General features: G+C 72.1%; 14 protein-coding genes and 1 pseudogene. 7 read left to right on the forward strand and 8 right to left on the reverse strand.

What is annotated here, in order from left to right; genetic code table 11:
* On the reverse strand, window positions 1-295 hold a 295-nt coding region (locus tag G3N18_RS16225), incomplete at its 3' end, for a 2-oxoglutarate dehydrogenase E1 subunit family protein (RefSeq protein ID WP_420827104.1).
* Between the two features lie 132 nt (window positions 296-427).
* Here G3N18_RS16225 and guaB1 point away from each other — a divergent pair.
* The 3 genes from guaB1 to G3N18_RS14380 all read left to right on the forward strand — a co-directional run bounded on the left by guaB1 (window position 428) and on the right by G3N18_RS14380 (window position 4,449).
* Window positions 428-1,885, forward strand: coding sequence for a GMP reductase (gene guaB1 / locus G3N18_RS14370; protein ID WP_196384957.1), 1,458 nt, complete (start codon window positions 428-430; stop codon window positions 1,883-1,885).
* A 153-nt stretch (window positions 1,886-2,038) separates the two neighbouring features.
* Window positions 2,039-3,397 (forward strand): hemolysin family protein, encoded by a 1,359-nt coding sequence (locus tag G3N18_RS14375; RefSeq protein WP_196384968.1) that lies wholly within the window; start codon window positions 2,039-2,041, stop codon window positions 3,395-3,397.
* Window positions 3,394-4,449, forward strand: coding sequence for a hemolysin family protein (locus G3N18_RS14380; protein ID WP_196384958.1), 1,056 nt, complete (start codon window positions 3,394-3,396; stop codon window positions 4,447-4,449). Before G3N18_RS14375 ends, G3N18_RS14380 begins: the two co-directional genes overlap by 4 nt.
* A gap of 23 nt (window positions 4,450-4,472) precedes the next feature.
* On the opposite strand, the gene G3N18_RS14385 is transcribed toward G3N18_RS14380, so the two are convergent.
* Both G3N18_RS14385 and G3N18_RS14390 read right to left on the reverse strand, forming a co-directional pair.
* Window positions 4,473-5,459 carry an o-succinylbenzoate synthase gene (locus G3N18_RS14385; protein WP_196384959.1) on the reverse strand — a complete coding sequence of 329 codons (987 nt, stop codon included), beginning with the start codon at window positions 5,457-5,459 and terminating at the stop codon, window positions 4,473-4,475.
* Window positions 5,460-5,500: 41 nt separating this feature from the next.
* Window positions 5,501-5,917 (reverse strand): winged helix-turn-helix transcriptional regulator, encoded by a 417-nt coding sequence (locus tag G3N18_RS14390; protein ID WP_196384960.1) that lies wholly within the window; start codon window positions 5,915-5,917, stop codon window positions 5,501-5,503.
* A 79-nt stretch (window positions 5,918-5,996) separates the two neighbouring features.
* Between G3N18_RS14390 and G3N18_RS14395 the strand changes: the two genes are divergently transcribed.
* Entirely contained in the window at window positions 5,997-6,368 is a 372-nt protein-coding gene (locus G3N18_RS14395) for a DoxX family protein (protein WP_196384961.1), read from the forward strand.
* A 48-nt stretch (window positions 6,369-6,416) separates the two neighbouring features.
* Here the strand turns inward: G3N18_RS14395 and G3N18_RS14400 are convergent, their stop codons facing one another.
* The 5 genes and pseudogenes from G3N18_RS14400 to G3N18_RS14415 all read right to left on the reverse strand — a co-directional run bounded on the left by G3N18_RS14400 (window position 6,417) and on the right by G3N18_RS14415 (window position 8,483).
* Window positions 6,417-7,178, reverse strand: a complete 762-nt coding sequence (locus G3N18_RS14400) for an SDR family NAD(P)-dependent oxidoreductase (RefSeq protein ID WP_196384962.1) — start codon at window positions 7,176-7,178, stop codon at window positions 6,417-6,419.
* 75 nt (window positions 7,179-7,253) lie between these two features.
* Window positions 7,254-7,646: a glucose-6-phosphate dehydrogenase gene (locus G3N18_RS14405; RefSeq protein WP_196384963.1), complete on the reverse strand. Its 393-nt coding sequence runs from the start codon at window positions 7,644-7,646 to the stop codon at window positions 7,254-7,256.
* A 95-nt stretch (window positions 7,647-7,741) separates the two neighbouring features.
* Window positions 7,742-7,867: a hypothetical protein gene (locus G3N18_RS16510; RefSeq protein WP_338038616.1), complete on the reverse strand. Its 126-nt coding sequence runs from the start codon at window positions 7,865-7,867 to the stop codon at window positions 7,742-7,744.
* 53 nt (window positions 7,868-7,920) lie between these two features.
* Window positions 7,921-8,031: pseudogene (locus tag G3N18_RS16515) on the reverse strand (antibiotic biosynthesis monooxygenase family protein); the annotation flags it as partial.
* Complete coding sequence (locus G3N18_RS14415) at window positions 8,028-8,483, reverse strand: GNAT family N-acetyltransferase (RefSeq protein ID WP_196384964.1); 456 nt, start codon at window positions 8,481-8,483, stop codon at window positions 8,028-8,030. The pseudogene G3N18_RS16515 and the gene G3N18_RS14415, both read right to left, overlap by 4 nt.
* A 59-nt stretch (window positions 8,484-8,542) precedes the next feature.
* Between G3N18_RS14415 and G3N18_RS14420 the strand changes: the two genes are divergently transcribed.
* The 3 genes from G3N18_RS14420 to G3N18_RS14430 all read left to right on the forward strand — a co-directional run.
* Window positions 8,543-9,454: a 1,4-dihydroxy-2-naphthoyl-CoA synthase gene (locus G3N18_RS14420; protein WP_196384965.1), complete on the forward strand. Its 912-nt coding sequence runs from the start codon at window positions 8,543-8,545 to the stop codon at window positions 9,452-9,454.
* 109 nt (window positions 9,455-9,563) lie between these two features.
* Window positions 9,564-10,751, forward strand: a complete 1,188-nt coding sequence (locus G3N18_RS14425; RefSeq protein ID WP_196384966.1) for an AMP-binding protein — start codon at window positions 9,564-9,566, stop codon at window positions 10,749-10,751.
* A 7-nt stretch (window positions 10,752-10,758) separates the two neighbouring features.
* A partial coding sequence (locus G3N18_RS14430; protein WP_196384967.1) for a glycerate kinase occupies window positions 10,759-11,535 on the forward strand: 777 nt, incomplete at its 3' end.

Here is an 11,535-nt window from a genome sequence, read left to right on the forward strand (position 1 = left end):
CGACGACGGGGATGGGCGCGGTCAGCGGACGCGCGTCGGCGGTGGGGGTGGATGCCGCGGGCTTCGCCTGCGACGGCTCGGCGGGCTTCGCCGGCGCGGCGGTCGCCGTGTTCGCCTGCGCGGGCTTCGCCTCTGCCGGGGCGGCGGCCGAGGCATCCTTCTGGGTCTTCTCGTACGCCTCGAGCACCGGCCACCACGACCGGTCGACGGAGTCACGATCCTTTGCGAACTGGTCGTACATCTCGGCGACGAGCCACTCGTTGGCTCCGAAATCGCCGTCTGTCGAAGTACCCACGCCGGTCGCCTGACTGGACACGGTTTGCGCCTGCTTTCGTCGATGAAGTCTTTGCGGCGCGGGGCCCGAGCGGGCGCTCACGCACACATCCACCAAGGGTATCCCAGGTTTGCCGGCGGGTACCGTGGGGGTATGCACTTCTCCGGCTCCGAACCGACCGTCGACCTGACCTACTCCGACGTCTTCCTCGTGCCGCGGCGCTCGGGCGTCACGAGCCGGCTCGACGTCGATCTGTCGCCGGGCGACGGCACGAGCGCGACGATCCCGCTCGTGGCCGCCAACATGAACTCGGTCACCGGGCCGCGCCTCGCGGCCGCCCTCGCCCGCCGCGGCGGGCTCGGAGTGCTGCCGCAGGACATGCCGCTGCAAGAGATCGACGCCGCCATCCGGTGGGTCAAAGAGCAGCCGGTGCGCTGGGACAGTCCCGTCGTGCTGCCCGCCTCGGCCACGGTCGCCGAAGCGGCGGCGCTGCTGCCGGCCACCGCCGGGCACGGCATCGTCGTCGTCGAGAAGCTCGCCGAGCGCGTGCACGTCGACGACATCATCGGGGTCGTCGCCGCGACCCGGCTCGGCACCGCCCTGCCCGACGCGCGGCTGGGCGATCTCGCGCGGGGCCGCACGCCCTCGATCGACGCCGACGACGTCGAGACCGCCCGGCACGCCTTCGACCTCATCGTCGCCGCCGAGGCCGAGACGGTGTGCGTGCTGCATCACGGCTACCTCGTCGGCACGCTCTCGCACCGGACCGCGCTGCGCTCGACCCTCTACCGCCCCGCGGTCGACACCGACGGACGGCTCATCGTCGCCGCCGCCGTCGGCATCAACGGAGACGTCGCGTCGAAGGCTCGCGCGCTCGCGTCTGCCGGCGTCGACGTGCTCGTCGTCGACACAGCGCACGGTCACCAGGAAGGGATGCTCCGCGCCCTGCAGACCGTGGCCTCGCTCGACCTCGGCATCCCGATCGCGGCGGGCAACATCGTCACCGGTGAGGGTGCGCGCGATCTCGTCGAAGCGGGCGCGTCGATCCTCAAGGTCGGCGTCGGCCCGGGTGCCATGTGCACGACGCGCATGATGACGGCCGTGGGCCGCCCGCAGTTCTCGGCCGTGCTCGAGACGGCGCAGGCCGCCGCCGAACTCGGCGCGCACGTCTGGGCCGACGGGGGAGTGCGCTACCCGCGCGACGTCGCGCTCGCGCTCGCCGCCGGCGCCGCATCCGTCATGATCGGCTCGTGGTTCGCGGGCACGATCGAAGCGCCGGGCCAGTTACAGATCGACGACGCGGGGCGTGTGTACAAGGAGTCGTGGGGCATGGCCTCGACCAAGGCCGTGCAGGGCCGGTTCGGGCGGCTCGACGCGTACGACCGCGCCCGCAAGGAGCTCTTCGCCGAGGGCATCTCGTCGTCGAAGATCTACCTCGACCCGCTGCGCCCCTCGGTCGAAGACCTCGTCGACATGATCACGTCGGGGGTGCGATCGTCGTTCACCTACGCCGGGGCATCCAGCGTGCCCGAGTTCCACGAGCGCGCCACAGTCGGCCTGCAATCCGCCGCCGGCTACGAAGAGGGCAAGGCGCTGCCCGTCAGCTGGTAGGCCGGGCGCCACCCGGGCTGGGATGCGCGGGCGGGGAGCACCCAGCCACGGGGTGCGGGCGTGCCGTACACTTGTTCGCACAATGGACGACCCTCCTAGTTGCAGACGATCGCCCCACCGACCCTCCTCGACCGTGATCGGGGGTGACGCGTGATGGATTACGTCATGTTGGGCGTGGGGCTGCTGCTCACCATCGGGACCGGTCTGTTCGTCGCGAGCGAGTTCGCGCTCGTCAACCTCGACCGAGCCGACCTCGAGGCCCGCCGCGCTGCGGGCGAGTCCCGGCTGTCGCTGACGATCGACGCCCTGAAGATCACGTCGACGCACCTGTCCAGCGCGCAGCTCGGCATCACCTTGACGACGCTCCTCACCGGTTACACGATGGAGCCGGCGCTGACCAACCTGCTCAGCCCCGTGCTGAAGGCGTGGGGGGTGCCGGATGCCGCGGTGCGCCCCATCGCGACGGTTGTCGCCATTGCGATCGCCACGACGTTCTCGATGATCATCGGCGAACTCGTGCCGAAGAACTTCGCCCTCGCGATCCCGCGCCAGACGGCGAAGCTCGTCATGCCGTTCCAGGTCGCCTTCACGACGGTCTTCCGCCCCGCGATCGCGCTGCTCAACGGCAGCGCCAACGCGATCCTCCGCCGCATGGGCATCGAACCCAAGGAGGAGCTCTCGGGGGCTCGCACCGCCGAAGAGCTGTCGAGTCTCGTGCGCCGCTCGGCGAGCGCGGGCGTGCTCGAACAGGACACCGCCTCCCTCCTCGACCGCACCCTCACCTTCGCGCGGCTGACCGCGGCCGACGTCATGACGCCGCGCCCCTTGATCCATGCGGTCGCCGCGGGCGACAGCGTGGAAGATGTCATCCAGCTCGCCCGCCGCACCGGACACAGCCGCTTTCCCGTCTACGACGACTCGATGGACGACATCATCGGCATCGCGCACCTCAAGCAGGCGGTCAGCGTTCCCCGCGACCGCCGCGGCGAGGTGCCCGCCGCCGCGATTGCCGAAGAGCCGCTGCGGGTGCCCGAGGCGGTGCACCTCGACGCCGTGATGACGGAGCTGCGGGCCAAGGGATACCAGATGGCGATCGTCGTCGACGAGTACGGCGGCACCGCCGGCGTCGTCACCCTCGAAGACCTCGTCGAAGAGATCGTCGGCGAGGTGCTCGACGAGCACGACCGCAGTCGTGCGGGTGTCGTGCGCCTCGCCGGCTCGGTGACCTTCCCCGCCGAGCTGCGCCCCGACGAGGTGCTCGATCGCACCGGCATCCGGGTGCCCGAAGGCGACGTGTACGACACCGTCGGCGGATTCGTCATGTCGAGCCTCGAGCGCATTCCCCGCGTGGGCGACACCGTCGAGCTCGAAGACGGCACGCTCGAAGTCGCGCGCATGGACGGGCGCCGGGTCGACCGGGTGCGCTTCACCCCGCATCCGCTGCCGGACGGAGCGGAGCTCGAGGCATCCGCCCGAGAAGCCGTCGCACCCGAAGGGGGTGAGCGGCGATGAACGACTGGGCCGGAATCGCGTGGTTGGTCGTGCTGCTGGCGTTCAACGCCTTCTTCGTCGCGTCGGAGTTCGCCGTGATCTCGGCGCGGCGCTCGCAGATCGAGCCGCTCGCCGAACGCGGGTCGAAGACCGCGAAGACCGCGCTCTACGCCATGGAGCACGCGACGCTCATGCTCGCGACGTCGCAGCTGGGCATCACGATCTGCTCGCTGCTGATCCTGAACGTCTCGGAGCCGGCGATCCACCACCTGCTCGAGGGGCCGCTCGGCCTCACCGGGTGGAGCGAGGCCGTCATCGGCGGCGTCGCGTTCGCCACGGCGCTGATCATCGTCTCGTACCTGCACGTCGTGTTCGGCGAGATGGTGCCGAAGAACCTGGCGTTCTCGCTGCCCGACCGGGCCGTGCTGCTGCTCGCGACCCCGCTCGTGTGGGTGTCGAAGCTCTTCTACCCGATCATCGTGGCGCTCAACTGGATCGCGAACCACATCGTGCGCCTGTTCCGGGTCGAGCCGAAGAACGAGGCATCCTCGACCTTCACGCTCGACGAGGTGGCGACGATCGTCGCGCAGTCGCGCATGGAGGGCGTGCTCGACGATGCGTCGGGCGCGGTCACCGCGGCGGTCGAGTTCACCGACAAGAAGGCGAGCGACGTCGCCGTGCCGCTCTCGCAGCTCGTGACGCTGCCCGAGGTCACGACGCCCGACGAGATCGAGCGCGCCGTCGCCAAGCACGGGTTCTCGCGCTACGTGATCGTGGATGCGACGGGGGCGCCGATCGGGTACGTCCACCTGAAGGACGTGCTGCGCGCCGCCGAGGGCACGGATGCCTCGAACAACGTCGACGCGCCGATCAGGCCCAAGCGCATCCACCACATGGTGCCGGTCGCCGAGACCACCGATCTGGAAGACGCGCTGGCGCTCATGCGGCGCTCGGGCCGTCACCTGGCGCAGGTGCGGAATGCCTCGGGCGAGGTGACGGGGGTGCTGTTCCTCGAGGACATCATCGAAGAGCTCGTCGGCGAGGTGCACGACGCGACCCGTCGCGGACACTGACCCGCGACGGGGTCCTCAGCCGCTCAGCCTGCGGCGAGGATGGCATGACAGCGCTCGAGCCGGTCGAGCCACCAGTCCCGTCGCTCGGCGGATGCCGCGTGCTGCGCGAGCAGCGCGGCGTCGGCCTCGACGCGGCCGACCGGCAGCGACCCGCCGACGGGGCGGAGGGGCGCCGTCGTGACGTCGGCGGCGAGGAGTGACGCCGTGCCGAGCCCGCAGTCGTAGGGCAGGTCGGGGAGGGCCGCGGCGAGGGCGACCCCCATCGACAGCCCGATCGAGGTATCGAGGGCGCTCGAGACGACCGCGGGAAGGCCCGCCGCGCCGACGATCTCCAGGGCGCGGGTGACCCCGCCGAGCGGCTGCGCCTTGACGACGACGAGGTCGGCGGCGCCGACGCGGGCGACGGCGAGCGGGTCGGATGCCTTGCGGACGCTCTCGTCGGCAGCGAGCGGGATGCCCCAGTCGGCGAGGCGCTCGCGGAGTTCGACGAGCTCGTCGACCTCGGCGCACGGCTGCTCGAGGTACTCGAGGTCGAACTCGGCGAGGGCGTGCACGGCGCGCTCGGCCTCGTCGACATTCCAGCCGCCGTTCGCGTCGAGCCGGACACGGCCCTCGAAGCCCATCGCGGCGCGCACCGCGCGCACGCGGGCGACGTCGTCGGCGAGGGTCTGCCCGCGCTCGGCGACCTTGACCTTCGCCGTACGGCAGCCGTCGAACCGCGCGAGCACAGCGGACACCTCCGCCGCCGTGACGGCGGGCACCGTGGCGTTCACCGGCACGCGGTCGCGGAGGGCGGGCGGCTGGGTGCGCCAGCCGAAGTCGATCGCGGCGGCGAGCCAGACGGATGCCTCGTCGTCGCCGTACTCGAGGAAGGGCGAGAACTCGGTCCAGCCTTCGGGGCCGCGCAGGATCAGCGCCTCGCGGTGGTCGACGCCGCGGAAGCGCGTGACGAGGGGGAGGGAGACGACGTGCGCCTCGGCGCGCAGGTCGGCGAGAGCGGGCAGGTCCATGGCATCCATCCTGCCTCGGCGAGGTGCCCGGGTGTCGGTGATCAGCGCGCGTCGTACTCGGCGCGGGCGCGCTCGATCTCGTCGTGATGGGTGACGGCCCAATCGGCGATCGCCCGAGCCGGCACGAAGAGCGTCTCGCCGAGGTCGGTGAGCTCGTATTCGACGCGCGGCGGCACCTCGGGGTACACGGTGCGGGTGACGATGCCGTCGCGTTCGAGCTGGCGCACCGTGAGGGTGAGCATGCGCTGCGAGATGCCGGGGATGTGCCCGAGCAATTCGCCGAATCGCAGGCGCCCCTCGTGCAGCGTCGCGATCACGAGCAGCGACCACTTGTCGCCGATGCGGGCGAGGATGTCGCGGATCGCGCGCCCGTCGTTGCCGTGCGCACGGCAGCTGCCCTCGTAGGGGCTGCGCGCGTCGGCGAGGTCTATGGTCCCTGCGGTGTGAGTCGGTGACACCGGTGTTCCTTTTGTACGCGCTGCGAAGATGACGCATGATGTGGTTGCTTACCGATAGTAACCTTAGAAGGAACCCCTCATGCTCATCGCACTGTGGATCATCAACATCATCCTCGCCCTCCTCATGCTCGGCGCCGGCTTCGCCAAGGCGACGAGCCCGAAGGCGAAGCTCGCCGAAAACCCCCGCATGGCGTGGACCGAAGACTTCTCGCCCCTCGCGATTCGCCTGATCGGCATCGTCGAGGTGCTCGGTGGGCTCGGACTGATCCTGCCGCTCGCCACCGGCATCGCACCGATCCTCACCCCGATCGCGGCCGTCGGCATCGCGATCCTCATGCTCGGCGCCACCGTCGTGCACATCCGCCGCAAGGAGTCGGTCATTCCCGCTCTGCCGCTGACCGTGGTCGCCGTCGCGAGCGCCGTGCTGGGCTTTCTCGTCGTGCTCGGCTGACCTGCTTCGCCGAAATGGATCGACTGACCCGCTTCGCTGGAGCGCGGGTCAGTCGTTCTGCAAGGTCGGCCGGCTCAGCACTTCGTTGATCGTCTGCCGGCGCGGGCGGGTGACGACGTAGCCGATCGCCTCGGCGATGTCGCCCGCCTGCAGCGGGTCGAGCGTGCGGGCGCGTTCGATGTTGCCCTCGCGCACGCCGTCGCGGATGTGGTCGCGCAGCTCGGTGTCGACCGCTCCCGGCTCGATGAGCGCCATCCGCACGTAGCGGGCGCTGAACTCTTGCCGGAACGACTCGCTGAACGCACCGAGTCCGTGCTTGGTGAGGTTGTAGACGCCCGAGCCGCGCTTGACCTGGCGGCCCGCGGTCGACGAGATGTTGACGACATCGGCGACACGGCGCGGATCGCTCTCCGCGGCGGCGAGCAGATGCGGCAGCGCGGCCTTCGTCATCGACAGGGCGGCGGTGAGGTTCAGGTCGATCATGCGATCCCACTCGTCGATCGGCGCCTCCTCGATCGGGCCCACCAGCATGAGCCCGGCGTTGTTCACCAGGATGTCGAGGCGGCCGAGTTCGTCGACGGTGCGCGCGACCGAGGCATCCGCCTCACCGCGGTCGGTGATGTCGGCGACGATCGCGAGCGCGCGGCCCCCGGCGCCCGTGATCTCGGCCGCAAGGGCATCGAGGCGGTCGGCGCGGCGGGCGACGAGCGCGACGGCGGCGCCCTCGGCGGCGAGGACGCGGGCGGTGGCCGCGCCGATCCCGCTCGAGGCGCCCGTGATCAGGGCGACGGTTCCGGTGAGAGCACTCATGCCCTCACGCTAGCCGCGTTCGCGCCGGGTCGGGCGAGAGGAGGCGTCGGGGACCGGGGTCAGACGGGCCGGGGCTCAGGCGACCTGCTGGCCGCACATGCCGCAGACGCCGGTCGGCGGCACCTGCACGAAGCAGTCGGGGCACAGCACGACGGCGCGCTCGGGGATCGTCGGCGCAGCGGCCTTGCGCGGGGTCGACACGGGCGCGCGCCGCGCGCGCTCGGGTGCCGGCACCGGCGGCGCGAGCTTCGGGGTGGGCTTGTGATCGGCGCAGTAGTAGCGCACGAACCCGGCCGGGTTCGTCGGATGCCGGTGCTTCACGACCCACAGCGCTTCGCGCGGCCAGGGCTCGCTGTCGACGCCGCAGCCCGCGCACCGGGTCGGGTCGCCCGGCACAGCCTCGGCGGCCGCGACCGGCAGTTCGAAGGGGAGGGCGTCGCGCCAGTCCGAAGAGTTCCTGATCTGCACGATGAGCCTTCCCGGCGCCTCCCGTTTCGGGGTGGGAGTCGCCGTAACTCATTCTCCCACGGCGACAGAGCGCCCGGTGCGGCCCCGCGGGTGGGTCAGCGGACCTCGACGAAGTGCTCGACGACGGGGAACGGGTCGTAGAAGTGGTGCAGCAGCTCGCGCCACTGCGCGTAAGCCGGTGATCCGCGAAAGCCGTCGGTGTGGTCGGCGATCGTGTCCACTGCACGAGCAGCACGTACTCGTTCGGGGTCTCGACGCTGCGGTGCAGCTGCACGCCGCGGCATCCGTGGGCTGCCTCGATGAGCGGTCGCGCCTGCGCGAACGCTTCCTCGAAGGCACTCTCGCGCCCCGGGATCACCGGCAGCAGGGCGTGTTCGAGGATCATGCGGATGCCTCTCGCGGCCCGATCTCGCACGCATAGCGGCGCCGGCCGGGCCAGCGGGCGTCGCGTGGCGCGTCGCGCACCGTGAATCCGAGCGAGCGGTAGAATTCGACCGCGTCGTCGTCGGTCTCAGCGCGCAGCGGCAGGCCCGGGGCGCTCGCGCGCACCGCGTCGATCAGGCGGGCGCCGAGACCCACTCCGCGGGCGGCCTCGGACACGGCGAGATAGTGCAGTTCGAGATGGTCGGGGCGCCGGTCGAACGCCGCGAAGCCGACGACGTCGCCCGCGCCCGCCGCGTCGACCTCGACCGTGCCGATCACGTCGAGGTGGGGCAGTTCCGCGTCGCGGATGTGCATCAGGGCATCCGCATCGACGCCGGCCGCCTCCCACAGCAGCGGTCCGAACGCGGCCGATTCGATCTCGGCGCGCGTGAGCGGGCGGATCGGCGTCGTCATGGCTCGACTGTAGCGGTGGGCCCCGACGTGTCGCGACGCGCCGCGCGTAGGCTGGGCGGGTGACCGACCGCTTCGTCTCCGACCTGTTCGATCCGGCCGAGTGGGCGCCTGCCCCGGCCTCGGACGGCTACACCGACATCACCGCGCACGTGAGCCTCGACGGGCGGATCGCCCGCATCGCGTTCGACCGGCCCGAGGTGCGCAACGCCTTCCGCCCGCACACGGTCGACGAGCTGTACCGCGCGCTCGACATCGCCCGGCAGGACCCGAAGATCGGTGTCGTGCTGCTCACCGGCAACGGCCCGAGCGCGAAAGACGGCGGCTGGGCGTTCTGCTCGGGCGGCGACCAGCGCATCCGCGGTCGCGACGGCTACACCTACGCCGCCGACGACGCCACGGCGCCCGACCCGGCGCGGGCGGGCCGCCTGCACATCCTCGAGGTGCAGCGGCTCATCCGGTTCATGCCGAAGGTCGTGATCGCCGTGATCCCGGGCTGGGCGGCGGGCGGGGGACATTCGCTGCACATCGTGTGCGACCTGTCGGTGGCATCCGCAGAGCACGGAAAGTTCAAGCAGACCGACGCCGACGTCGGCAGTTTCGACGCCGGCTACGGCTCGGCGTACATGGCCCGGCAGGTCGGGCAGAAGATCGCGCGCGAGGTGTTCTTTCTCGCCGAGGAGTACTCGGCGCAGCGCGCCTATGAGATGGGCGCCGTCAACCGGGTCGTGCCGCACGCCGAGCTCGAGCGAGAGGCCGTCGCGACGGCGCGGACGATCCTCGGCAAGTCGCCGACGGCGATCCGCATGCTGAAGTTCGCGTTCAACGCGATCGACGACGGCATGGTCGGTCAGCAGGTGTTCGCCGGCGAGGCGACCCGCCTCGCCTACGGCACCGACGAAGCCGTCGAGGGCCGCGACGCTTTTCTCGAGAAGCGCGACCCCGACTGGTCGCCGTACCCCTACCACTACTGAGGTCGAGCGTGGCAAGAGCAGGGGGGATCGCGCTTTTCGGGCGCAGAACGGTCTCGGACGGTCGATTTTCCCTGCTGACGCCCCCGCATCGAGCGACCGGTGGGCGCGGATGAGGCTCGAACGAGTGGATGCCTCTGACGCGCGCGCCGTGCTGCGGGGCCTCCGGGGCGCCGTGCTCGGTGCGGGGCCGGCGATCGCGCTCGTTGGCGGTGGCGATGGTGGTGGCGGTGGCGCTACGGCGGGGGGCGGGGTCGCCTCTGCCGCGCTGCCGGCTGAGGTGCCTGCCGGAACGGCGGTCGTCGTGACGACGTCGGGCTCGACCGGGTATCCGAAGTCGGTCGCACTCAGCCGCTCCGCCCTCACCTCCTCAGCTCTCGCGACGGCTGCGCGGATCGGCGAGGGCCCATGGCTGCTGGCTCTGCCGCCGGGCTACATCGCCGGGGTGCAGGTGCTCGTGCGGGCACTCGTCGGCGGGCGCGAGCCGGCGATCCTCGCGGGATCGTTCTCGGCGCACGCGTTCGCCGCAGCGGCGTCGGCCATGGCATCCAGCGAGGGCGGGGTGCCCGTTCCGGCCTACACCTCGCTCGTGCCCGCGCAGCTGCAGACGGTGCTCGACGCCGTCGACGCGGGGGACGCCGACGCGGCGCGCGCGCTCACGTCGTTCGAGGCGATCCTCGTCGGCGGGCAGGCTCTCGCCCCGGCGCTCGCCGACCGCGCCGCCGCCGCGGGGGCCCGGATCGTTCGCACCTACGGATCGAGCGAGACGTCGGGCGGCTGCGTCTACGACGGCGTGCCCCTCGACGGAGTCGGTGTGCGGATCGCGGGCGGCGAGGTGCAGCTGTCGGGGCCGACGCTCGCCGACGGCTACCTCGGCGACCCTGTGCGCACCGCCGCGGCGTTCGAGGTCGACGCCGCGGGTACGCGCTGGTACCGCACCGGCGACTTGGGCGAGTGGGACGGCCGGCGCCTGCGGGTCACCGGCCGGGCCGACAACGTGATCGTCTCGGGGGGTGTCAACGTCTCGCTCGACCGGGTCGAGCGGGCGGTGCGCGCCGTGCCGGGCTTCGAGGGGGCGGTGGTCGTCGCCGTGCCCGACGAGCGGTGGGGCGAGGCATCCGTCGTCGTCTGCACCGGCGACGCGGCGCGCCACCCGGATGCCACGGCCCGCGTGCGCGCGGCGGTCGAAGCTGCCCTGGGCAAGATCGCCCGCCCGCGCGCCGTGATCGCGGTCGACGCCGTGCCGATGCTGGCGAGCGGCAAGCCCGACCGAGTGGCGCTGCGCGCGCTGCCGGACTGAGCGGATCATGCGCATCGTCATCGCCTCCGACAAGTTCAAGGGCTCGGCCACCGGTGCCGAGGTCGCGACGGCCCTCGCGGCGGGCATCGCCGCGGTGCTGCCGCACGCCGAGGTCGAGGCGGTGCCCGTCGCCGACGGCGGCGAGGGCACGCTGCAGGCCGCGATCGAGGCGGGGTTCGAGCGGGTGACGGTGCGCGCAACCGGCCCCACCGGCGAGCCGGTCGACGCGGCGATCGCGATGCGGGGCGGTGTGGCGATCGTCGAGATGGCGGCGGCAAGCGGGCTCGATCTGCTGCCGGGCGGAGCGCGCGCCGCGCGCACGGCGACCAGCCGCGGCACGGGCGAACTGATCGCCGCGGCCCTCGACCGGGGCGCGACCTCGATCATGCTCGGGGTCGGCGGCAGCGCGTGCACCGACGGCGGTGCGGGCATGCTGCAGGCGCTCGGCGTGAGGCTGTCGACGGGCGGCGGCCCGGTGGGGCCGGGCGGCGCGGCGCTCGCCGAGCTCGTTGCGGTCGACCTGTCGGGCCTCGACGCGCGCCTCGCGGGAGTCGAGGTGGTGCTCGCGAGCGATGTCGACAACCCGCTCCTCGGCTCGCAGGGAGCCGCGGCTGTGTTCGGTCCGCAGAAGGGGGCGGATGCCGATGATGTCGCCGCCCTCGAGCGAGGCCTCGCACGGCTGGCGCACCTCATCGACGCTCATCCGCTCGCCCGCCCCGCGGCGCTCACACCGGGCGCCGGTGCGGCCGGCGGCGTGGGCTACGCCGCCCTCGCCGTGCTGGGC

The sequence above is a fragment of the Microbacterium paulum genome, assembly GCF_015707995.1.
GTDB lineage: Bacteria > Actinomycetota > Actinomycetes > Actinomycetales > Microbacteriaceae > Microbacterium > Microbacterium paulum.